The following is a 21,486-nucleotide window of genomic DNA, read 5'->3' as shown; positions in this document are numbered from 1 at the left end:
GCAGATGCTACTGGGGTCGCCGCGGGTTTAGCGGGGTGCCCGCGGAAATCTCAATGCGATTCGCGCACGAAGATGGCCTCCGCCGCCGCGGTCACCGTCGAGCTCATCATGCCGAGCCGGTTCCAACCCAGGTCGAAACGGCCCCGATCGAGGGTGGTTTCGCCGGCGATCCGGATCGAGCCGTCGTCGAGCTCGGAGATCGTGACGGGCAGCGGCAGCTCCGCGGTGATGCCCTTGATGGTGAAGTTGGCCCGAACGTCGGCCGCCTTGCCCGTCGTCGGGTGCAGCGCGGTGACGACGACGTTGATCTCCCCGAACCGGTCGACGTCGAAGAAGTCGGGCGACCGCAGGTGTTTGTCGCGAAGGCCGATCCCGGTGTCCAGTGATGCGGCCCGGATGTCGACGCGCCCGAAAACCGCTCCCTGGCCGGTCAGTTGGCCGTCACCGGTGAAGTCGGTGAAGCGGCCTTTGACGTTCACCAGCCCCCACATGTTGCCGACCTTGAACGTGATGGCCGAGCGATCCGGAACCAGGTTCCACGCGCCGGCCATGTCGGGATCGTGAAGCAGTGTCTCCAAAGTCGTCATCGTCACCCCCATGCCTTGTGGCGAATCTAGCCTCAATCCATCAACGGCGCGATCCCGGCGGGATCGAAATATTCGTCGATGCGTTCGATGAGGCCGTGACTGCCCACCCTGATCACGATGCAGACCCGCAGCGAGATCGATTGCCCCGCATGCCCGGTGGCGTGCAGGACGTGCTGCTGGACGAAGCCTTGAGCCGAGCCGTCATCGAAGAACTGCCGGTCGAGAATCTCGTAGCGGCGCTGCGTGGTCGCGCCGATGAACCAGCCGATGACCCGCATCGCCCGGGCCTTGTCGTCTGTTTGGAGGGGGTCGCGGCGCGAGCCGACGCGCCACACCGCGATGTCGTCGCTCCACATCGCCTCGACCGCCGCGACATCGCTTCGCTCGATCGCGGTGAACAGGCGGTTGGCGGCCTCGACGACCGCTTCTGCGCGGGAAGCGGGCATGGCACGGCTCCTATTCGCTGTCGTATCCGGGGTGGGCGACGGCGAGCCGGCGCCGTACCAGGGTTCGCAGGCAGGCCGTGACGTCGGCCGCTCGGGCGTCCATCTCGCCGGACCGGATCGCGGCGGCAAGCTGTTCCTCGTCGGCGACGCCCAACCCGGACAGCGCCGCGCGGGATTCGGCCTCGTTGTCGTCGAGCAGTTCGCGCTCGACGATGCGCAACGCGTTGGCCGCCACCCTGGCGTGAAAGTTGACCTGGCCGTCGGTCGCCGACCGCACGTCGGTCTCCAGGAATTCGGCCACCGCGGCCACGAGTTCGGCCGCCAGCGGGCGGCCGTGCGCGCCGATCACGGCGCGGCCCGGCCCCGATTGCCCGCCTCCTCCTCGCGCCGCCGCGCGGCGCGCATCGTCGGCGGGCGCGAGCAGGTTGAGCAGGTCCCACTCCGTCTCGCAGACGCGCCGCCCGATGGTGGCCAGCTCGACCGAACGGTGCTGGCCGCTCAGATGCCGTTCCGCCTGGAATCGGCAGATGACACCCCAGCGCAGCGTGGCCAGCACCAGCCACCAGTGAAACGCCACCCGGTCGACGGTAGTTGCGCTGGCCTGCTCGTAGGCCCGCAGGAAGCTCTCGATGCTGCCGAGGCCGCCGGCGCCGAGGCCGGCCGGGGCGCCGAATCGCCAGGCCCGGATGCAGAACCACGCCAGGTCTTCGTACGCCTGGCCGGCGTGCACGAGCTCCCAATCCAGCACCGCGGCAAGGTTCGATCCGTCGACGATGAGGTTGCCCATCCGGAAGTCGCCGTGCACCAGCACCGTCGGCGAAGGTTCGGGCCGGTGGGCGCCCAGCCAGCGAAACGCCCATTCGAAGGTGGCGGTGGTATCGCCCATGTCGTCGAGGCGCTGGCGCCATTCGTCGAGTTGGTCCTCGTGGGTGATCCCGGCAACGTGGGGGTCGGCGCGGTGAATGGCGGCCGCCGCCCGCGCGCACTGCTGCAGCAATCGAGCGCGGCCCGCCTGCCCGTCGGCGGCGTCGAGCTGGCGTTGGATGCGCCGCACGATGGTCTCGCCCTTGATCTCGTCGCAGATCAGAAACGGATTGCCCAGTGCGGCAGGCGAATTGTCGGCGATCAGGACGTGGGGGACCGGCGCGCCCGCGGCCGCGGCGGCGGCCTGTGACCGGGCCTCGAGTTCCATGCCGGCATGCACGTCGTCGGGCGGCCCGGTGCGCAAGATCAGCGAGCGGCGTTGCCCGCCGGTGACGGCCTCGAAAGCCCAGGTGGTCCGGCTGGCGCCGCCCGTCAGCGCGCGCAGGTTCTCGACCGCCGTGTCGGCGCCGATGGCCGACGTGAGCACGGCGGCGAGTTTGGCCGTCAGCTCGGCCGTCTCGTCGTGCATCATTTTCGGCCGAATTTGAACAGCCGCTGCGCCACCCGGCGAATCTGGATCTCTTCGGCGCCCTCGGTGATCCGGTAACGACGGTGGTGTCGGTAGATGTGCTCGAACGGTTCGTGCCGGCTGTACCCGAGCCCGCCGAAGATCTGCATGGCGCGATCGGCGGCGTCGCAGACCAGCCGGTTGGCGCGGTAATTCGCCATCGACACCTTGTCGGAGACCTCCATGTGGTGGTCGCGGTCCAAATGCCAGGCGGCGTATTGGACCAGCAGGCGCACCATCTGCGCCTCGGTCTGCAATTCGGCCAGCGGCCATTGCACGGCCTGGTTGACCGACAGCGGCTTGCCGAACACCGTTCGGCCGCCGGCGTATTCCGCGGCGCGGTCGATGCAGTACTGGGCGGCGCCCAGGCTGCTGGCCGCCTGCCGAATCCTGTTCTCGTGCAAGAAGGTTTGCGCCACCTCCAGGCCGCGATCCACCTCGCCGAGCACCGCGTCCGCGGGCACCCGAACGTCGGTCAGCTCGACCTCGCCGTGGTCGGTGGGCATGTTGAACGTCCACCAGTAGTAGGGAACCTTGAATCCGGGTGTATCGGTCGGCACCAGGAACGCCGTGATGCCGCGCGCGCCCCCGGGCTCACCGGAGGTGCGTGCGAAGACCAGATCGTGGGTTGCGCGGTGCACGCCGGTGTTGAATCGCTTGGAGCCGTTGATCACCCAGCTGTCGCCGTCACGTTCGGCGCGTGTTTCGAGCCAGGTGGCGTCCGAGCCGTGCTTCGGCTCGGTCAGCCCGAACGCCATCGAACGCTCGCCGGTGATCAGCGCCTCCGACCACACCCGACGCTGCTCATCGGTGCCGAAGCGCTCCATCATGATCACCTGCGGGAAATTCCCGACGATCGACGACTCGTTCTGCAGATCGTTGTGCAGGCCAAGGCCCTTGTGCGCCAGGTGTTCCCGGATGACGGCCATGTCGACGTTGCTGCCGTCGCGACCGCCCAGCGAGGCCGGCAAGCCGTAGCGCAGCCAGCCCGCCCTGTCGGCGCGCCTGCGCATCTCGGCGAGCAGGTCCTCCCACTCGCGGGTCGGGATGCCGTCGTTGTCCCAATCGGTGCGCGCGTGTTCGCGGCGCTGGTCGAAATACTGGATGTTCTCGCGTTCCAGCGGTTTGATCTCCGCCTCGATGAACTCGTCCATCTCGGCGAGCACACCCGGAAGGTGTTCGGGCAGCGTGAAATCCACAAGTATCTCCTTACGCGCCGTACAGAGTTTTCTTCCAGATCGTCGACAGGGTGGCGATGGCGTCCTTGTCGCTGATCTTGATGCCGAGGTTGGAGGGGCCGACGAAGACGGTGGTGAAGTTCTCGAAGAGCAAGGCGATGGCCGCCGCGGTGTGCTGGGGATGCAGCTCGGCGCCGTATCCCTGATCCTGGGCGCGGCGCACCGACGCCGCCACGAGATCCATGCCGAAGCGCCGGAATTCGTTTTGCACGGCGGCGAAGCGCTGCTGGGTGGCGGCCAGCTGGGCCACCGCGATCATGATGCCGATGTTCTGTTTGAACATGTTCCAGTAACCGGTGACCACCGAGGTGAAGAAGGCGTCGTCGTCGGGGGAGTCCGGCAGGTGAACGCTCAACCCCGACGGTGTGACCACCTCGTGCAGGAACGATTCCGCCAGCGCCGCCAACAAATCTTCCTTGTCGGTGAAGTAGCGGTAGAACACCGCCGGTGATTTTCCCGCGGCCGACGTGATGTCGGCCAACGTGGTGCCGTGAAAGCCCCGTTCGGCGAACAGCTTACGGGCGGCCTGCTCGAGGGCCTGCCTGGTTTGGCGGCCTTTGGCGGTCAGCTCGCGGGTTGCCTCCGGGGCGGACATCAGTTCCCCCGCACTCAATGTCTCCGTCGGTCGCCGGCGCGCAACAGGGCGCTCGGCAGATCGTGGCCCACCAACGACTTCGCCACGGCGGCCGCGGCGATGGCGGCATCCAGGTCGACGTCGACGCCGATACCGCTATCGCGCAGCAGGTACACCAGATCCTCGGTGGCGATGTTGCCCGTGGCGCCCGGCGCGAACGGGCAGCCGCCCAGGCCGCCGACCGAGGCGTCCAGCCGGGTCACCCCGGAGCTGACCGCCGCGTACGCGCTGGCCAGCCCGGAGCCGCGGGTGTTGTGGAAATGACCGCCCAGCGGCATGTCCCCGATGACCGGACGCAGTTGGGCGATCAGCGAACTCACGCGGCCCGGGGTGGCGGTGCCGATCGTGTCGGCGATCGACAGGCGGTCGGCGCCGCGCTCGCGCGCGGCCGCGGCGATGTCGAGCACCCGCTGCGGCGGGGTGGGACCTTCGAACGGCGAATCCCACGCGGTGGCGATCACCACTTCGACGGTGACCCGGGGGGTGGGGCCGTCGTGCGCGATGGCGACGATCTCGTCGATCGCCTTGGTGGCCTCGGCGCTGGTGCGCCCGACATTGGCCTGGCTGAACGTGTCGTCGGCGGCCACCACGTACTCGATGGAGCGCAGACCCGCGGCGACGGCCCGCTTGGCCCCGTTGGGGCTGGCGACCAGCGCGGAGAATTCGATGTCGGGGTAGTCGTGCAGATGGGCGGCGAGCTCGGCGGCGTCGGCCATCGACGGCACCTTCGTCGGGGAGACGAACGCGGTGGCCTCCACCTGGCGGACCCCGGTGGCCGCGACCGCGGCCAGCAGTTCGAGCTTGGCCGGCAACGGGATTGGCGTCTCGATCTGTAGACCGTCGCGCAGAGAGACCTCGCGAATATCGACGTGCTGGGTGGTCACAGTACCTCCTCGGCGCGCAGCTCCTCGAGCTCCTCGGCGGTCCTGCCCAGCAACCCGGTGTAGACGTCGTCGTTGTGTTGGCCGGGTCGCGCGGGACCGGCGTTGCGCAGCCGGCCCGGAGATTCCGAGAGCACGGGAACGATGCCGGGCCCGAGGACGTTGCGTTGCAGCCGCTGGTCGTAGTGCTCGACCAGCATGTCGCGGGCCCGCAGCTGCGGGTCGTTGACGACCTCGGCGACCGTGTTGATCGGCCCCGCGATCACCCCTGCCGCGGAAAGGGTTTCGATGATCTCGCCCGGTTGGCGTTCGGCGGCCCAGCAGCCGATGACGTTGTCGAGCTCGTCCTGGTTGCGGCCGCGTGCGACATGCGTGGCGAACCGGTCGTCGGTGGCCAGCTCCGGGCGCCCCATGGCCTTGCACAGCCGGGCGAAGACGGTGTCCTGGTTGGCGGCGATCACCACCCACGAGCCGTCGGCGCTGCGGTAGATGTTGGACGGGGCGATGCCCTCCAGCCGGGTGCCCGACGGTCCGCGCACCACACCGCCGACATCGTAGTCGGGGATCGTGGATTCCTGGACGGCCAAACAGGATTCGGTGAGCGCGACGTCGACCACCTGGCCGCGCCCGGTGATGCTGCGGCGGTACAGCGCGGCAAGCGCGCCCTGGGCGCCGAACATGCCGGCCAGGCTGTCACCGAGCGAGAGCGCCAGCCGCGGCGGCGGGCCGCCGGGGAAACCGTTGAGGTGTCGCAGTCCGCTGGCCGCCTCGGCGACCGAGGCGTAGCCGGCTTTGGAGGCGTCGGGTCCGGTCTGCCCGTAGCCGGACACGCGCACCAGGATGATGCCCGGATTGCGTTGACTGAGCACGTCGTAGCCCAGGTTCCATTTTTCCAGCGTGCCGGGGCGGAAGTTCTCCACCACGATGTCGGATTTCTCGACGAGCTCACAGAACAGTTCGCGCCCCCGGGGGTGGCGCAGGTCGAGGGTGATGGCCCTCTTGTTGCGCGCGTGCACCGTCCAAAAGACGTGCTGCCCATCGACTTCGGCCTGGCCCCAGGTGCGCAATGGGTCCGGGGCCTTGGGCAGTTCCACCTTGATGACGTCGGCCCCCATGTCGCCCAGCAGCCGGCCGGCGAACGGGCCGGCGATCAACGTGCCGAGTTCGAGGACCCGGACGCCGTCGAGCGGACCCGCTACATCGATGCGCCGCTCTCCCCCGCAAGCGGGAGGTGCCCCCGCCTCATCGCTGCGCTCTGCATCGTCGCCGGCGGAGATTTTGCGCCGCTCCTCCTCATCGCTGCGCTCTGCATCGTCGCCGGCGGAAGTAGTCACTCGGCGCTCGCGAAGTCGTGCCGGACCAGCCAGTCGGTGACGATGGTGACGGCCGTGCGCAGCGCCTCGCGCTGGTCGGGTCCCGCGTAATAGTGTGTGGCGCCGGGAATTTCGTGCATCTCCTTGTCGGGGTGCCCGATCGCTTGGAAGAGCCGGCGGGTGTGGCTGGGCGTGCAGGCGTCATCGGCGAGGTTACCGATCACCAGCGCCGGGATCGCGATGTCGGGCCCGCAGGTGACCGCGTCGCCGCGGGCGTCGTCGTAGCTCCACTGCGAGAGCCAGCCGCGCAACGTGGAGAATCGGGCCAACCCGACGGGGCTCATGTTCACCACTTGAGGATCCCCCAGGTAGCACGTCCCCGGGGCGCGTTCGTTGGGATCGACGGTCGGGTCCAGCCACCGCGGGTCGGCCATGGTGCCGTGCACGACGAACCCGAACTCGTCGTCCGGCCGGCCGGCGGCCTTCAGCTCGGCCAGTTTTTCCTTGACCCACGCGGTGATACGACGGTTGCGGTCGATCTGCGCCTGCCGGTACCGGGCCAGGAATTCTTGGCTGTAGGGCGGCTGGTTCGGATTGTCGGGGTTGTACAGGTCAAGCTCGGGATCGCGCTGGGTGGGGTCGGATTCGTCGAGGATCGACGCGTCCAGCCATTCGGTCAGCGTGCCGTGCCGGCTGATGTGCGCGGCCAGCAGCATGATGCCGTCGGCCGGGGGCAGGTCGAGTTTGGTCAGGTCGGGTCCGTCACCGGTCGGGCTGGACGTGATGGTCGGATTCTGCGCCTGCTGCTGGTAGAACACCGACAGTGAACCGCCGCCGCTCCATCCGGCGAGCACCACCTTGGAGTAGCCCAGGCGTTTCTTGGCGTCCTTGATGCACTCGCCGAGATCCTCGACCACCTTCTCCATCAGCAGCGCCGAGTCGGTGCCGCGGAAGCGGCTGTTGCAGTAGATGACGTGATGACCGGCCCGGGCCAGGGCATTGATCATCGGCAGGTAGGCGCCGCCGCCGATCGGGTGCATGAACACCAGCACCGTGTCCGACGGCTTGTCCTTCGGCTTGAGCAGGTAGCTTTCCAGCACGGTGATCTCGGCCAGGCCGCCGTAGACGTCCCGGACACCCGAATTGTTCTGGAAGGCAACGAGATAGGGGATGCGGTCGTACTCGTGCTTAACGGCGCGGGTCATCAATGTTGTCCTAGGTCGTGGGCCAGTACCTCGGCCGACGGGGTCAGCCGCCGGCGGGTGTCGATGGCGATCACCTGCCAGTCGACGCGGGAGTACTCGTCGAACTTGCGGCGCGCCCGCTCGCGCGCCTTCTCCGGTGCGCCGTGGTGAACCCCTTGCGGCGCATGCGAAATCAGGCCGGGCGGCATCGGGATGCCATAGAGCGAGCCACCGTGGAAGAAGGCGATCTCGTCGTAGTCGACGTTGCGGTGATACCACGGTGTGCGCTCGGTGCCCGGGGTGCCTTCGGCGGGCTTGGGCAGGAAGTTCATCACGTAGACGCCGGTGGCTTGCATGAACAGGTGCACGGTCGGCGGCAGGTGGACGCTGTCGGAGGTGACGACGTTGTAGTCGGCGATGTTGAACGTGAACGCGAAGTTGTCACCGCGCCATCCCTCGACGTCGAGCGGATTATGTTGGTAGAACAGCGTTGTCGGGCCGCCATCATGGATGAGCCGGACCTCGTACTCGCCGCCGGAATCGCCCTCGTCGGCGGGGGCCGGCTCGGGGATGACCACCTGCGACGGGTCGAAGGGGAAGTGGCGGCCCAGCGCGCCGGGTGGCGGTATCCGAAACTCGTCGCTGGCCTCGACCATCAGCATCGTCGTCGCGGTGTCGGGCAGCTGGCGCCAGGTGCATGCCTTCGGGATGTACAGCCAGTCGCCCTCCCGGTAGCGCAGCGGCCCGAACTCGGTCTCGGCCAGGCCGCTGCCCTGGTGAACGAAGCACAGCAGGTCGCCGTCGACGTGACGGGCATAGAACGGCATCGGCTCTTGGCGGCGGCTCAACAGAATTCGGCAGTCGTCGTTGCTGAACATCAGCAGCGGCCCGCCGCCCGCGTCCGTGGCGTCAGCCGGCTTGAGCTCACTGGACAGCACGTCGAGGGGGCGCAGCGGGCCGACCGATCGGTAGGCGGTGGGATCGTTGCGCCGATAGAGGTTGGCGGTGCGGCCGGTGAATCCGCCGCGGCCCAGCTCGTCGTCCTTGAGCCCGTCGAGGTCGGCATGCAGGCGGCGTGGCGTTCGGCCTTTCCGCAGGTGCACAAAGGATTCCATGGACGGCTCCTCCGATGGGCCAAGCTCGGCGGTCACAAAACTGAAAGTGACATTACTTTTTGTTTTGGTCGGACACAAGGGCGGCATCGGCGTTGTCGCGAGGCCGTCGTCGTCCCCGTCCCGCGTGAGTCACAGTCGCCACAGGCGTCTCCGTCAACCCCGGACGCGCAGCACGACCTTGCCCTTGGCGGTGCGGTTCTCCAGCGAGGCGACCGCGGCCGCGGCCTCCGCCAGCGGATAGGTCGCCGGCTCGGGCGGGGCCAGCTCCCCGGAGGTGAGCAGCCGCTCGAGTCCGGCCCACTGCTCGGCCAGCGCGCCCGGATGCGTCCCCGCCCACGCGCCCCAACCGACGCCGACGACGTCAATGTTGTTGAGCAGCAATCGGTTGACCTTGACCGTGGGGATTTCCCCGCCGGTGAATCCGACGACCAGAAGCCGTCCCCCGGGGGCGAGCGAGCGCAGGGAATCGGTGAACCGGTCACCGCCGACCGGATCGACGACGATGTCGACGCCGCGGCCGTGGGTCAACTCCTTGACCGCGTCCTTGAACCCGTCGGCCAGCACCACGTCCGTCGCGCCGGCGGCCGTGGCGATGTCGGCCTTGTCCTGCGTGCTGACGACGGCGATGGTGCGCGAGGCCCCCAGCGCCGGCGCCAGCCGCAGCGCCGAGGTCCCGATGCCGCCGGCCGCGCCGTGGACGAGCACCGTCTCACCGCGCTGCAGCCGGCCCCGCACGGTGAGCGAGAAGTACACGGTGAGGTCATTGAAGAGCAGGCCGGCGCCGGCCTCGAAGCTCACGTTGTCGGGCAGCTTGAACACCCGGTCCGGGGCCAAGATCGCGACCTCGGCCATGCCGCCGGACAGCATCGTGAGGCCGACGACCCGGTCGCCGGGACGCACGTGCGCGCCCTCGGGCGCCGAGCGGACCACGCCGGCGATCTCGGCGCCGAGCACGAACGGCAACTCCGGGCGGTATTGGTACAGGCCGCGGGTGAGCAGCGCGTCCGGGAACGCCACCCCGGCGGCGTGCACGTCGACGACGACCCCGTCGCCCGTCGGTTCGTCGATGTCGGCCAACTCGACCGCGTCTGGACCATCGAGCCGAGTCACCCGTACCGCGCGCATGCCAGCAGAGCCTACTGCCGGCTCAAAAACCGCCCGCGACCCGCACCACGGCCCGGCCGGAGAACTTGCCGGCGCGCACCTGATCGATCACCCCGACGACGTCCTTCACGTCGACATCGCTCACCAGCGAGTCGAGGTGACGCGGCCGCAACGAATCACCCAGCCGGCCCCACAGCGCGCGCCGCCGCCCGATGGGCATCAGCACCGAGTCCATTCCCAGCAGCGCGACACCGCGCAGGATGAACGGCATCACCGTGGTGTGCAGGGCCGGACCCCCGGTGAGACCGCTGGCCGCCACCGCGCCGCCGTAGTCGATGGTGCTGAGCACGTCGGCGAGCGTCGCCCCACCCACACAATCCACCCCGCCGGCCCAGCGCGCCTTGCCGAGCGCGCGCGGCTTGGCGTCGGGATCGGCGGGCAGGCGGCCGATAACCTCCGCGGCGCCAAGGGCTTTCAGCCGCTCGGCGGCGTCGGCCTTTCCGGTCGAGGCGACGACGCGGTACCCGGCGGCCGCCAGCAGGTCCACGCTGACCGAGCCGACTCCGCCGGTGGCCCCGGTGACCACGATGGCGCCGGCGTCGGGCGCAATGCCCCAGTCGATCAGCGCCTGCACGCTCATCGCCGCGGTGAAGCCCGCGGTTCCGATCGCCGCGCCCTCGTGTGGACTCAATGCGCCGAGCGCCACCACCTGGTCGGCCGGTAACCGTGCGTATTCGGCGTAGCCGCCGTGGTGGCCGGTGCCGATCAAATAGCCGTGGGCCAGCACGTTGTCGCCGACGGCGAAGTCGGCCGACGTCGACTCCACGACCTCGCCGGTCAGGTCGATGCCGGGGACCACCGGATAGTTGCGCACCACGCCGCCGCCGGGCGTCAAGGCCAGGGCGTCTTTGTAGTTGACGCTCGAATACAGGACCCGGATCGTCACGTCCCCGGGCGGCAGGTCGTCGGGACGAAGTGTCTCGACCGATGCGGTGATCCGGTCACCATGTTGGCGCGCGACAAGCGCGTGAAACGTGTCCATTCCTCGACGCTAACCTCACCGCGTGAAAACCCGCGAGTGGGCTGAACGCGGGCGCTACCTGAGCTCGGCCGACGACAGGCCGAGCAATCGGCGGGCGACCACCAGCTGCTGGATCTGTTGGGTGCCCTCGAAGATGTCCAGGATCTTGGAGTCGCGCGCCCACTTCTCCAGCAGGGTCTGCTCGGAATAACCTGCGGTGCCGGCCAATTCGACGGACTTGAGGGTGACGTCGGTGACCATCCGGCCGGCCTTGGCCTTGCTCATCGACGCTTCTTTGGAGTTGGGGATCTTGTTGTCGGCCTGCCAGGCCGCCCGCAACGACAGCAGGTAGCTGGCCTCCCAGTCGGCTTCCATCCGCAAGAACTCCGCCGCCGCAGCGCTCTGGGCGTGCGACGGCCGGTCGTAGGAGATCTCCACGCCGGCGTCGGTGAGGATCTTGCGAATTTCCTCCAGGGCCGCGCGGCCCACCCCAACGGCCATGGCGGCGACGATAGGGCGGGTGTTGTCGAAGGTCTCCATGACACCGGCAAAGCCCTTGCCGACCTCGATTTCGGGATTGCCGAGCAAGTTTTCCTTCGGGATGCGGACATTGTCGAACCGGATGGCGGCGGTGTCGGAACCCTTGATGCCCAGCTTGTGCTCGAGCCGCTCGACCGTGACCCCGGGGTGCTCGCGCGGCACGACGAACGACTTGATCGCCGCGCGGCCCTGTGACTTGTCCAGCGTCGCCCACACCACGATGTGGGTGGCGCGCGACCCGGCGGTGACGAAGATCTTCTCGCCGTTGATCACGTACTCGTCGCCGTCCAGGGTGGCGGTCGTCGCGACCGCCGCCGAGTCCGACCCGAAGCCGGGTTCGGTGATCGCCATCGCCGCCCAGACCTTGCCGAGGCGTTGCAGCTGCTCGTCGTTGGCGACCGCGGAAATGGCGGCGTTGCCCAGCCCCTGGTAAGGGACCGAGAGCATCATCGCGAGGTCGCCCCAGCTGGCTTCCAGCGTCTGGAGCAGTGCGGCCATGTTGGCGCCGTTGTGGTTCTTGTCCCGCTCTTCGTCCTCGCCGCCCAGTGCGTTCGCTCCGGCGAATTCGAATGACTCCGAAGCGCCTTCGAAGAGGCTGAACAGGGTGTCGAGCTCGACCGGGTACGCGTGCTCCTTGAGGTCGTACTTGCGGGCGATCGGCCGCATCAACTCAGCGGCGCCCTGATGCGTCTTGGTCGTCACCGCTTGCATCTTGCGGGGAAGTTCCAGATTGATTGCCATGATTGAACTTTCAGCTCGAATGGGTTAACGACTTAGTGACTGCTAGATGACCACGACACCCTCGGCGACGCCGATGGCCCGCAGGTCGCGGTACCAACGCTCGACCGGGTGCTCCTTGGTGTAGCCGTGGCCGCCGAGCAGCTGAACACCGTCCAGTCCGATCTGCATGCCCTTGTCGGCGCCGAGCCGCTTGGCCAGCGCCGCCTCGCGGATGAACGGCAGGCCCTGCTCGGCGCGTGCCGCGCCGCGCCAGGTGATCAGCCGCAGCCCGTCCAATTCGATGGCGATGTTGGCGCACATGAAGGCCACCGCCTGGCGATGCGCGATCGGCTCGCCGAAGGCCTCGCGTTCCTTCACGTAGGGGACGACGTAGTCGAGGACGGCGTGCGACGTGCCGACCGTCAGCGCCGCCCAGCCCAGCCGGGACAGCGCGATCGCCTCGGAGTAATCCTGATCCGACGCGTCGTCCTCGCCGAGCCGCGCGCCCAGCGGGACCGACACCCCGGAGAGCTCGACGTGGCCCAGGGCCGCCGCGCGGAGCCCCATGCTGGGGTCGGCTTTCACGGTGAGGCCTTTCGCCGACGATTCGACGATGAACAGGGCCGGCTTGCCGTCGAGCTGGGCGCCGACGATGAAAAGCTCGGCGTCGGCCGCGGCCGGCACCAACGACTTCACCCCGTCGAGGCGGTAGCCACTCGGGGTGCGCACCGCGGTCGTCTTCAGCCGGGTGGGGTCGAAGAGCGGTTGCGGTTCAGCGATGGCCACGCAGGCCTGCGGCACGTTCTCGCCGGCGAACTCCGGCAGGTAGGTGGCCTGCTGATCGGCGCTGCCCCAATGGGTCAGCGCGGAGGCCACGCCTCCCGGCGCCAGCAGCGGCAACGCCAAACCCATGTCGCCGTAGGCGAGTGCCTCGGCGACCAGCACGTTGGTCACGCTGGAGCGGTGCGCGGCGATGCCGTCGAAATCCTCGGGAATGTTGATCGCCGTGATGCCCAGTTCGGCGGCCTTGGCGATCAGGTCACGGGGGTAGGTGGCCGCCTCGTCGGCGTCGTGCGCCGCGGGCCGCAGCACTTCTTCGGCGAATTCGTCGAGCGTCTCGACGATCATCTTCTGCTCGTCGTCGGGCGTCAGGTCGAAATAGTCCTTGCCGCTCGACTTGAGTCGGGTCGGCCCGGTGCGCACATTCTGGACCCGCTTGAACTGACGAGAGGTCGTGGCGGCCGTTGAGAAGATCGTCTTCGTGCCGTAGCCCAGGGCGCGGTTGAGCGGGTCGCGCAGCCGGTATTTGTCCAGGAATTCCTGACCGACGAGCGGGGTGATGAGCGCGATGGCGATGTCGACGCCGGTGCGTTTGTGCGGTTGCAAGCCGACCGCGGACTTATGGTCGCGCCGTTTCGCGCGGGAGCGGGAGGTTGTTTGTGGTGAACCGGAATCGGTCATGGGTCAGCGGCCTCAGGTTTGTCGGGCAAGCGGATAGAGCCAATCTTACTCCGGAGTAAGATCACAGAGAACACCTGTTAACTAATTCACAGTGAGGCTGCCGAGCACCTGCCGCTGCAGCAGGCCGTTGGTGGCCACGGCGCTGCCGTGATGCGGGCCCGCGGTGCCGTCGAGCGCCGTCAGCGTCCCGCCCGCTTCGCGCACCAGGATGTCCAGCGCGGCGAGATCCCATACCGACACTTCCGGTTCGGCGGCGATGTCGACCGCCCCCTCGGCCACCAGGCAATAGGACAAGAAGTCGCCGAACGCGCGCACCCGCCACACCGCATCGGTCAGTGCGATGAAGCGGTCCCGCACGCCGAGCTGCGCCCACCCGGACAGACTGGAGAACGACAGGCTGGCCGAATTCAGTTGCGCCACTGAGGAAACCGATATCCGACGGGGTGATGCGCCGTTGACCGCGACGAACGCGCCATGGCCCTGCGCGGCCCACCACCGGCGCTGCAGCGCCGGGGCGCTCACCACGCCGACGACGGGGACGCCGTCGTGCAGCAACGCGATCAAAGTCGCCCATACCGGCACGCCGCGGACGAAGTTCTTGGTGCCGTCGATCGGGTCGATGATCCACTGCCGCCCAGTGAAGGCGGTGTCTCCGCCGAATTCTTCGCCGACGATGCTGTCATCCGGCCGTTCGCGCGCGAGCACCTCGCGCAGCTCGGTTTCGACGGCGCGGTCGGCATCGGTCACCGGCGTCAGGTCCGGTTTGGTGTCGACGCGCAGGTCCAGCGCCCCGAAGCGGGAGGAGGTCAACGAGTCTGCGCGGTCGGCCAGCGCCAGTGCCAGCGCCAGATCGTCGGAACCCATGGCGCAGTCTTATCACGGCCCTACCATGGCGGGGTGTGGGAATTCGGACTGCTGCTCCTGCTGGTCGCGGTGCTGGCGGTATTTCTGGTCCAGCGGTTCGTCCCGCGCGGCCCCCGCGGTGAGCTGCTGAGCGGCACCCTGCTGGTGACCGGAATCAGCCCGCGGCCCGATGCGACCGGCGAGCAGTTCGTCACCATCGCCGGGGTGATCAACGGCCCCTCGGTCAACGAACACGCGGTTTATCAGCGCATGGCCGTCGACGTGAATCAATGGCCGACCATTGGTCAACTGTTTCCGGTGCTGTATTCGTCGAAGAATCCGGACAACTGGAAATTCGCACCGCCGGAACCACCCGCGCCGCAGGAGCCACCGCCGGGCTAGGCGCGCCTCAGCCGGCCGCGGGTGGGCGTGTCATGACCGTGATGCGAACGCCGTAGCGGGGCACCACAAGCGCGGCCCGCGAGACTCTCCCCCCAGGTATTCCGGGAATGCCGGCGGTGGCGGGCCCGGTGCGGGCTATCGCCTCGGTCGCGGGCAGGCCGGACAAGCCGCCACCGGGCACCGCCGTGGCGGGGCCCCCGGCCGCGGCGGCCCACCCCGCGGGCACCGACATCGAGCCGATCCGGCCGGCGCGGGCGAGCACCGCATTGACATTCCCCAGACCGGAGGCGGCACCGCTGAACGCGGGGACCTTCGGGAGCGCGGCCGGAACCGCCGCGAGGTTCGGCAAGATGCCCAAGTTCTTGTCGGCCTGGATGATTCCGGCGTTGAACCCCTCCGTGGTGAAGATTGATCGGAACGCGACCTGGGCCCCCTGGATGGTGTCCAGGATTCGCGCGAATCCGTCTCTTCTGGAAAACGCGAACAGCTGCGAGCCCGGGCCCGCATTCGAGTTCGCGGCATTGGCGGTAGCTTGCGTGACGGCGTCCTGCTGCGCTGTCACCCCATCCTGAGTGGTCGCTTGGCGCGGGGCAGAGAACGGCGAAAACTGCACCGTTGCAGCAGAACTGGCGGAATAGCTGTACATCGCGGAGGCGTCCTGGGCCCAGTATTCGGCGTACTGGGCCTCGTTCGCCGCGATCGCGGCGGTGTTCTGCCCGAAGAAGTTCGTTGCCACCAGCGTCGCCAATTGGGTGCGGTTGGCCGCGACCGCGGGCGGGGGCACGGTCATGGCGCGCGCCAGCTCGTAGGCTGCTGCCGCCGCCCTGGCCTGGATGGCCGTCTGCTGTGCGCGCTCGGCGGTCGCGTGCAGCCATCCCACGTAAGGGGCGGCGCTGGCCGCCATCGCCTGGGAGGCGGGCCCGTACCAGGACAGGCCCGTCAGGCCAGACAGCACCGATTCGTACACGGCGGCCGTGATGCTCAACTCGGCCGCCAGTGAGTCCCAGCTTCCCGCGGCGGCCAACAACGAGCCCGAGCCGGGGCCCGCGTACATGCGGCCAGAGTTCACCTCTGGTGGAAGAAGGCCAAAATCCATTGTCTTACAGCGCTATCAGCTGCGTGCAGCGACTCTGCTCGCGGCACGTCACCCGGCAGCCGGCGGGCGTGGCATCACCGTGAGCCGCACGCCGTAGCGGGGCGGGACACCCGCTCCGACGGATCGCGAGGCGCCGCCACCTGGCATGCCGGGGTAGCCGGGATAACCGGACGCTACCGGCTCCTCGGTTCCCGGCAGCGTGGTGAAACCGGCCGGTTCCAACGGCGAGATATGGGTGCTCGTGGGCGCGGCCCAGCTTGCGGGCACGGACATCGGCCCGATCGATCCGGCGTGCGAGAGGGTCGCTGTGACGTTGCCCAGCCCTCCGCCGAGACCCCCGCCGAGACTCGTTGTGGTGCTGCTGAGCGCGGGGGCCGCGAGGGCAGGGGCAGCGGCCAAGGGTTTGGCGAGAATGCCCAAATTGTTCTCGGCCCCGATGATGCCGGATACGAACTGCTCCATGTTGTAGGGAGCGCTGAAGCCGACGCCGGTGCCCTGAATGGCGTCGAGGGCCGCAAAGAACGGTCTGCCGCCGGCCGCCGCTGTCGTATCGGACAAGTCATAGATGTCGCCGTAGTAGTTGTAGGTGTTGCCCGTTTGCTGCGTGGACAACGGTGAAAAACTCTGCGTGACGGCCTTGTTGGCGGCAGCGTTGGTGTTGGCCGCGGTCACGGCGGCCTTCTGGGCGCCCACCCCGGACTCGTTGGTGGAGTTGTTCGCGGGCGCAAACTGCGGCAACCGGGTCGCGGCCGCCGAGGACACGGAGTAGCCGGACATGGCGGCGGCGTCCTGGGCCCAATAGTCGGCGTACTGCGCCTCGGTGTCCGCGATGGCCGCGGTGTTCTGGCCGACGATGTTCGTCGCCACCAGCGACGCCAGCAGCGCGCGGTTGGCGGTGACCACCGGTGGGGGCACCGTCATCGCGTAGGCCTGCTCATAGGCGGCCGCGGCCGTCCGCGCCTGCATGGCCGTCTGCCGGGTCTGCTCGGCGGTCGCTTGTAGCCATTCCGCGTAGCGGGCGGCCGCGAACGCCATCGCCTGCGCTGCGGGACCGCGCCATTGCAGGTCCAGGCCCGAGAGTGCCGATTCGTAGCCTTCGGCGGCCGAACTCAGCTCGGCCGACAGCGCGTCCCAGCTTCCCGCCGCGGCCAACAGCGAGCCCATTCCGGGCCCCGTATACATCCGGGCGGAGTTGATTTCTGGTGGAAGAAAAGCCCAATCCATGGTGGAGACATCCCCTCAAAGTGCGGTTTGCGGACAAACGCCGCTGGCGCCGGCGTCGCCGCACCGGCGTTGATCAAAGTGGGTGGTGGGCCGCTGCCAAACCGGCTCTGCAAGCCGGCAAAGCTCACGCTCGCGCCGGAGGATGGGACGGCCGCACACGATCGCTCCGCGCGTGCCTAGCGGGCAGCGCGGTACTTATCGAGTGGGCGGACCGTTCGCACAGGGCATCGCGAGTGACCTTCGGGTTTTCGGGCTCTTCAAAGGTCGCAGGTGCCGCCGACGCGTGCGGGCTTTTGCTCATTTCCCGGCTCCGACCAGGCAGAATTAAGATTGCGTTTGCCTGGCGTTCACTCTCCGTTAACCAAACTCAGCGCTTGATCTACGCGTGCTGAATAGTGAAAGTAATTGACGCGCTTGATATTTGGGCTAACTCCGGCGTCGGACCGGTCGTCATCCGCGGCGGTTGAAATTGTCGACCACGCCCCGCAGCATCTCCGGATTCCGCAGGAACGGCGTGATGATGTCGACCGGCAAGGGGAAGACGACGGTCGAGTTCTGATCCGCCCCCAGCTCCAGCAGCGTCTGCAGGCACCGCAACTGCAGCGAGGCCGGGCTCTTCGAGAGGGTCTCGGCGGCCTCGCGCAGCTCCTCCGAGGCCTGCAGCTCGCCGCGCGCGTTGATGACCTTGGCGCGGCGTTCGCGTTCGGCCTCGGCCTCGCGGGCCATCGCCCGCTGCATCGACTCGGGGATCTCGACGTCCTTGATCTCCACGACACGGACCTGAACACCCCACGGTTCGGTCTGCTTCTCGATGATCGTGCGCAGATCGCTGTTGAGGTCCTCGCGATGCGCGAGCAACGTGTCCAGGTCCGCCCGGCCCAGCAGCGAACGCAGGGTGGTCTGCGCGATCTGCGAGGTGGCGACCGCGTAATTCTCCACCGCCAGAATCGCTTTCAGCGGATCGGTCACCTGGAACATCACGACGGCGTTGACACGGGCCGGCACGTTGTCGCGGGTGATCACCTCCTGCGGCGGAATGGTCAGCGTGACCAGGCGTTGGTCGACGCGAATCATCTTGTCCAGAAGCGGGATAAGGAGCCGCAGACCCGGGGCGTACAGCGGACGTACATGCCCCATCCGGAACACCACACCGCGTTCGTATTCACGTAGCACCGCCAGCGACCAGGTCGCGAGTACCACCAGCACAACGATCCCGGCGGCGATGAGGCCGATCACCAGCGTGGTCATGTCGTATTGTCCTCCTTGCTTTTCCAGCCGCCCCAGTGCGTGGAATAGCGGTCGATCGCCGCGGCCACCTGGTCCTCGATCGCGGTGCGGTGCGGAAGGTGTTCGGGGGCGTTGGAGGGAGTGCTCCACAGGTGGCGGACGAGCGGTGCTCCGAGCAGCGCGACGAGCAGCACGGTCGCCGTCAGGACCAGCGCGTCCGCGGCCGAGTGGTTGGCGATCAATGTGGCCAGCGGTAAGACGATCCCCAATGCGGCCACGCAGCAGGCGATTCCGCGGTGAAACCGGCCGGCGTCCGAATGCGGCCACGGGTCGACCTCGCGGCTTATCTCGCGACCGTGCTCGGACGTGGTGCAGCCGGATTTGACGGGGCAGCTGTTACAGACCACCGGTGATGCGCGATATCGCATGACCCGATGCTTCGGATCGAACGACGTCGGCCACAGCCAATGGTCCTGCGGGCAGATCCATGCGTCATGGTCGGGCCGGTAGGTGAACTGCCCTGTGCGCCAGCGCGCCGCGTGCGCTGATGCCCGTCGTGCCATGACGTCGAAACTCCAGCCGACGGCCAACAGGGCCAGGGAATACCCGGCGATCAGCCATACCGAGGTCGCCGGAGCAGTCATCGGTCAGTCCTTCACCGGGACTTGGGCCTCGTCGGCCGCGGCCTCGGTGTAGAGCGGGTGTTCGGGCATTTCCTCCAGCGTGGTACCCGAGCGGAAGTTGCGCAGCGCGGTCCAGGCGATCCAGACGAAGGGCAGCACACCGCCGACGATCAGGATGATGTCGCCCGGCATCCGCAGCCATTCGAGCACCGCATTGCCGGGTTTGGTGATGTAGCCCAGCGATCGCGCTTCGAAGTAACCGTCGTTGACCGAGTGGAAAAGCTGCAGCACACCCAGCGGCAGTAGGGTGGCGAACACCATCCATGCCAAGCCGATATTCAATCCCCAGAACGAAATTCGGGCCAGCTTCTCGGGCCATTTGTCGGCCGGGATCACATACCGGAACGCGAACATGGCCAGGCCGACGGCAAGCATGCCGTAAACACCCATCATCGCCGCGTGTCCGTGGTTGGCCGTCAGCGCGGTGCCGATCTGGTAGTACGACACCACCGGTAGGTTGATCAGGAATCCGAAGATGCCCGCCCCCAGGAAGTTCCAGAAGCCCACCGCGACAAGGAACATGACCGCCCAGCGATGCGGGAAGGGGTTGGCGTCGCCGGACTGCTGACGCGCCCCCAGCTGCAGGAACGCCCACGCCTCGACGGTCAGGAAGGTCAACGGAATCACCTCGGCCGCCGAGAAGAACGCGCCCAGCGCCATGTGCTCCACCGGCGTGCCCGAGAAGTACAGGTGGTGCATGGTGCCGATGACGCCGCCCGCGGAGTACAGGATGACGTCCAAGAAGATCACCCCGAGCGCGATGCGTTCGCGCACCACGCCCAGCAGCACGAACATGTAGGCCACCATCACGGTGGTGAACAGCTCGAGGAAGTCCTCGACCCACAGGTGCACCACCCAGAACCGCCAGAAGTCGGCGACGGTGTAGTGAGTGCCGCTGCCGGCCAGCAGGCCCACGGTGTAAAACACGGGGATCGCCAGCCCGGAGAAGAAGAACAGCCAGGGCATGTTCATCTTCGATTCGCCCTTGAGCCGCGCGCGCATGCCGCGCCAGATGATCGCGATCCACACGAACATCCCGATAATCAGCAGGATCTGCCACAGACGCGGCAGGTCGAGGTATTCCCACTGCTGGGAGAAGAGCCCGCCGGGGGGGATCACGCCGTAGATGGACAGCGCCTCGGTGATCAGCGAGCCGAACACCACCAGCGCCACCGCACCGAGCAACACGTAGGCCAGCAGGGCCTGTCGTTTGGGCTCCCGGCGCGCGATGAACGGCACCAGGAAGATGCCGCCGGCGAGAAACGCCGCCGCGGTCCAGAACAGCGCCAGCTGCAGATGCCAAGTGCGGGCCAGGTTGTAGGGCAATATCCGGGCCAGGTCCAAGCCGAAGAACGTGGACAAGTCGGCCCGGTAGTGCTCGGCGGCCGCGCCCAGCAGCGTTTGCGCCAGGAACAGCACTGAGACGACGGCGAAGAACCAGATGCAGGCGCGCTGCGCCGGCGTCAGGCCCACTTCGCCGGGCTGACGGAAGGACAGGGTGGACGACTCGGTGCTGTGCCAACCCACCTTCTGGCTCCACCGGCCGTACACGGCGAACATCACGCCGATGCCACCCAGCAAGGCGATCAGCGACAGCGCCGACCAGACGATCACCGAGGCGGTGGGGCCGTTGTCGACTCGTGGCTCGGCGGGCCAGTTGTTGGTGTAGGAGTACTTATGCCCCGGGCGCTCGGCCGCCGCGGCCCACGCCGTCCAGGCGAAGAACCCCGTCAGGTCACGGATTTGCGCCTTGTCGGTGATCATGTGGGGCAGCAGGCCGTATTTCGTCGAGTTCTCCCCGAAGTACGCGGCATACCGGCTCTGAATGTGGTCGAAGGCCGCGGCCTGGCGATCGGTGAACACCAACGTCTTGGTGGCCGGGTTGTAGCGGTTGGTGCGGAACTCGGTGACCACCCGATCATGCGGATCGGTGACACCCTGCGCTCGCAGTTGATCGGTGACGTCCTGCGTCGCCGCGCGCAGATATTCGGCGGTGTAGTCAGGCCCCAGGTAGGCGCCGTGGCCCAGCACCGAGCCGTATTCCATCAGCCCGCGCGCCTGGTAGAGCTCCTGGCCACGGGTGATGTCCTCGCCGGTGAACAGCAACTGACCGGATTCGCTGACGACTTTGTCCGGCATCGGCATCGACGCCGAATAGGTGCGGTAGGCCAGAATGCCCATCACCAAGAAGCCGAAGATCATGACGAGGGCGACGCCCTGGACCCAGCCTTTACCGACCAGGGGTTGAGACGATGGCTGTTGGGCGGATGTCGGTTGAGCGGTCATGCGCGAGGTTTCCCGTCTCGGTGATGGCTGTGGTGCCCGCTGTCTCCCA

Annotated in this window: 20 protein-coding genes and 1 pseudogene; 1 reads left to right on the top strand and 20 read right to left on the bottom strand. The window is 67.8% G+C overall.

Annotation, left to right across the window (positions count from 1 at the left end):
• Positions 1–50 precede the first annotated feature (50 nt).
• The 15 genes and pseudogenes from JF781_RS00960 to hisN all read right to left on the bottom strand — a co-directional run bounded on the left by JF781_RS00960 (position 51) and on the right by hisN (position 14,540).
• The gene (locus JF781_RS00960) at positions 51–587 is read right to left on the bottom strand and encodes a YceI family protein (protein WP_225326403.1); all 537 of its coding nucleotides are present in this window, start codon (positions 585–587) and stop codon (positions 51–53) included.
• Positions 588–619: 32 nt separating this feature from the next.
• Positions 620–1,033 (bottom strand): nuclear transport factor 2 family protein, encoded by a 414-nt coding sequence (locus JF781_RS00955; protein ID WP_225326404.1) that lies wholly within the window; start codon positions 1,031–1,033, stop codon positions 620–622.
• Positions 1,034–1,043: 10 nt separating this feature from the next.
• On the bottom strand, positions 1,044–2,429 hold the full coding sequence (locus JF781_RS00950) for a phosphotransferase family protein (protein ID WP_225326405.1): 1,386 nt from the start codon (positions 2,427–2,429) through the stop codon (positions 1,044–1,046).
• Complete coding sequence (locus JF781_RS00945) at positions 2,426–3,664, bottom strand: acyl-CoA dehydrogenase family protein (protein WP_225326406.1); 1,239 nt, start codon at positions 3,662–3,664, stop codon at positions 2,426–2,428. The genes JF781_RS00950 and JF781_RS00945 overlap by 4 nt, the downstream gene beginning before the upstream one ends.
• A gap of 10 nt (positions 3,665–3,674) precedes the next feature.
• A complete protein-coding gene (locus tag JF781_RS00940; RefSeq protein WP_225326407.1) occupies positions 3,675–4,298 on the bottom strand; it encodes a TetR/AcrR family transcriptional regulator in 624 nt (207 codons plus the stop codon).
• A gap of 14 nt (positions 4,299–4,312) precedes the next feature.
• Positions 4,313–5,221, bottom strand: coding sequence for a hydroxymethylglutaryl-CoA lyase (locus JF781_RS00935; RefSeq protein WP_225326408.1), 909 nt, complete (start codon positions 5,219–5,221; stop codon positions 4,313–4,315).
• The gene (locus tag JF781_RS00930; RefSeq protein ID WP_225326575.1) at positions 5,218–6,423 is read right to left on the bottom strand and encodes a CaiB/BaiF CoA-transferase family protein; all 1,206 of its coding nucleotides are present in this window, start codon (positions 6,421–6,423) and stop codon (positions 5,218–5,220) included. Before JF781_RS00930 ends, JF781_RS00935 begins: the two co-directional genes overlap by 4 nt.
• Positions 6,424–6,425: 2 nt before the next feature.
• Positions 6,426–6,530, bottom strand: a pseudogene (locus JF781_RS00925) (sirohydrochlorin chelatase); the annotation flags it as partial.
• A gap of 18 nt (positions 6,531–6,548) precedes the next feature.
• Complete coding sequence (locus JF781_RS00920; RefSeq protein WP_225326409.1) at positions 6,549–7,736, bottom strand: S9 family peptidase; 1,188 nt, start codon at positions 7,734–7,736, stop codon at positions 6,549–6,551.
• Entirely contained in the window at positions 7,736–8,830 is a 1,095-nt protein-coding gene (locus tag JF781_RS00915) for a homogentisate 1,2-dioxygenase (protein WP_225326410.1), read from the bottom strand. The genes JF781_RS00920 and JF781_RS00915 overlap by 1 nt, the downstream gene beginning before the upstream one ends.
• A 153-nt stretch (positions 8,831–8,983) precedes the next feature.
• Positions 8,984–9,955 carry an NADPH:quinone oxidoreductase family protein gene (locus tag JF781_RS00910; RefSeq protein WP_225326411.1) on the bottom strand — a complete coding sequence of 324 codons (972 nt, stop codon included), beginning with the start codon at positions 9,953–9,955 and terminating at the stop codon, positions 8,984–8,986.
• A 22-nt stretch (positions 9,956–9,977) separates the two neighbouring features.
• Positions 9,978–10,976 carry an acryloyl-CoA reductase gene (locus JF781_RS00905; RefSeq protein WP_225326412.1) on the bottom strand — a complete coding sequence of 333 codons (999 nt, stop codon included), beginning with the start codon at positions 10,974–10,976 and terminating at the stop codon, positions 9,978–9,980.
• 54 nt (positions 10,977–11,030) lie between these two features.
• A complete protein-coding gene (locus JF781_RS00900; protein ID WP_225326413.1) occupies positions 11,031–12,236 on the bottom strand; it encodes an acyl-CoA dehydrogenase family protein in 1,206 nt (401 codons plus the stop codon).
• Positions 12,237–12,278: 42 nt separating this feature from the next.
• Positions 12,279–13,676 (bottom strand): acyl-CoA dehydrogenase family protein, encoded by a 1,398-nt coding sequence (locus tag JF781_RS00895; RefSeq protein ID WP_225326414.1) that lies wholly within the window; start codon positions 13,674–13,676, stop codon positions 12,279–12,281.
• 81 nt (positions 13,677–13,757) lie between these two features.
• A complete protein-coding gene (gene hisN, locus JF781_RS00890) occupies positions 13,758–14,540 on the bottom strand; it encodes a histidinol-phosphatase (protein ID WP_225326415.1) in 783 nt (260 codons plus the stop codon).
• A gap of 33 nt (positions 14,541–14,573) precedes the next feature.
• Between hisN and JF781_RS00885 the strand changes: the two genes are divergently transcribed.
• Entirely contained in the window at positions 14,574–14,921 is a 348-nt protein-coding gene (locus tag JF781_RS00885) for a hypothetical protein (RefSeq protein WP_225326416.1), read from the top strand.
• A gap of 7 nt (positions 14,922–14,928) precedes the next feature.
• On the opposite strand, the gene JF781_RS00880 is transcribed toward JF781_RS00885, so the two are convergent.
• The 5 genes from JF781_RS00880 to JF781_RS00860 all read right to left on the bottom strand — a co-directional run bounded on the left by JF781_RS00880 (position 14,929) and on the right by JF781_RS00860 (position 21,437).
• Positions 14,929–16,017, bottom strand: coding sequence for a PPE family protein (locus tag JF781_RS00880; RefSeq protein WP_225326417.1), 1,089 nt, complete (start codon positions 16,015–16,017; stop codon positions 14,929–14,931).
• 48 nt (positions 16,018–16,065) lie between these two features.
• The gene (locus JF781_RS00875) at positions 16,066–17,241 is read right to left on the bottom strand and encodes a PPE family protein (protein ID WP_225326418.1); all 1,176 of its coding nucleotides are present in this window, start codon (positions 17,239–17,241) and stop codon (positions 16,066–16,068) included.
• 450 nt (positions 17,242–17,691) lie between these two features.
• On the bottom strand, positions 17,692–18,489 hold the full coding sequence (locus JF781_RS00870) for a slipin family protein (protein WP_225326419.1): 798 nt from the start codon (positions 18,487–18,489) through the stop codon (positions 17,692–17,694).
• Complete coding sequence (locus JF781_RS00865; RefSeq protein WP_225326420.1) at positions 18,486–19,112, bottom strand: hypothetical protein; 627 nt, start codon at positions 19,110–19,112, stop codon at positions 18,486–18,488. Before JF781_RS00865 ends, JF781_RS00870 begins: the two co-directional genes overlap by 4 nt.
• A gap of 3 nt (positions 19,113–19,115) precedes the next feature.
• On the bottom strand, positions 19,116–21,437 hold the full coding sequence (locus tag JF781_RS00860; protein ID WP_225326421.1) for a nitric-oxide reductase large subunit: 2,322 nt from the start codon (positions 21,435–21,437) through the stop codon (positions 19,116–19,118).
• Positions 21,438–21,486 lie beyond the last annotated feature (49 nt).

The organism is Mycobacterium sp. WUMAC-067, from assembly GCF_020217485.1.
In the GTDB taxonomy this organism is placed as follows: Bacteria; Actinomycetota; Actinomycetes; order Mycobacteriales; family Mycobacteriaceae; genus Mycobacterium.
The sequence above is the reverse complement of the archived record's forward strand: the minus strand, read 5'-3'. Positions and strand labels throughout refer to the sequence as shown.

What these genes read in the sequence shown, in the direction of transcription:
- JF781_RS00915 (WP_225326410.1), bottom strand. Translation starts at nt 8,830, where the DNA reads ATGGAATCCTTTGTGCACCTGCGGAAAGGCCGAACGCCACGCCGCCTG.
- JF781_RS00905 (WP_225326412.1), bottom strand. Translation starts at nt 10,976, where the DNA reads ATGGACACGTTTCACGCGCTTGTCGCGCGCCAACATGGTGACCGGATC.
- hisN (WP_225326415.1), bottom strand. Translation starts at nt 14,540, where the DNA reads ATGGGTTCCGACGATCTGGCGCTGGCACTGGCGCTGGCCGACCGCGCA.
- JF781_RS00875 (WP_225326418.1), bottom strand. Translation starts at nt 17,241, where the DNA reads ATGGATTGGGCTTTTCTTCCACCAGAAATCAACTCCGCCCGGATGTAT.
- JF781_RS00870 (WP_225326419.1), bottom strand. Translation starts at nt 18,489, where the DNA reads ATGACCACGCTGGTGATCGGCCTCATCGCCGCCGGGATCGTTGTGCTG.
- JF781_RS00950 (WP_225326405.1), bottom strand. Translation starts at nt 2,429, where the DNA reads ATGATGCACGACGAGACGGCCGAGCTGACGGCCAAACTCGCCGCCGTG.
- JF781_RS00880 (WP_225326417.1), bottom strand. Translation starts at nt 16,017, where the DNA reads ATGGATTTTGGCCTTCTTCCACCAGAGGTGAACTCTGGCCGCATGTAC.
- JF781_RS00900 (WP_225326413.1), bottom strand. Translation starts at nt 12,236, where the DNA reads ATGGCAATCAATCTGGAACTTCCCCGCAAGATGCAAGCGGTGACGACC.
- JF781_RS00865 (WP_225326420.1), bottom strand. Translation starts at nt 19,112, where the DNA reads ATGACTGCTCCGGCGACCTCGGTATGGCTGATCGCCGGGTATTCCCTG.
- JF781_RS00920 (WP_225326409.1), bottom strand. Translation starts at nt 7,736, where the DNA reads ATGACCCGCGCCGTTAAGCACGAGTACGACCGCATCCCCTATCTCGTT.
- JF781_RS00955 (WP_225326404.1), bottom strand. Translation starts at nt 1,033, where the DNA reads ATGCCCGCTTCCCGCGCAGAAGCGGTCGTCGAGGCCGCCAACCGCCTG.
- JF781_RS00860 (WP_225326421.1), bottom strand. Translation starts at nt 21,437, where the DNA reads ATGACCGCTCAACCGACATCCGCCCAACAGCCATCGTCTCAACCCCTG.
- JF781_RS00910 (WP_225326411.1), bottom strand. Translation starts at nt 9,955, where the DNA reads ATGCGCGCGGTACGGGTGACTCGGCTCGATGGTCCAGACGCGGTCGAG.
- JF781_RS00940 (WP_225326407.1), bottom strand. Translation starts at nt 4,298, where the DNA reads ATGTCCGCCCCGGAGGCAACCCGCGAGCTGACCGCCAAAGGCCGCCAA.
- JF781_RS00960 (WP_225326403.1), bottom strand. Translation starts at nt 587, where the DNA reads ATGACGACTTTGGAGACACTGCTTCACGATCCCGACATGGCCGGCGCG.
- JF781_RS00895 (WP_225326414.1), bottom strand. Translation starts at nt 13,676, where the DNA reads ATGACCGATTCCGGTTCACCACAAACAACCTCCCGCTCCCGCGCGAAA.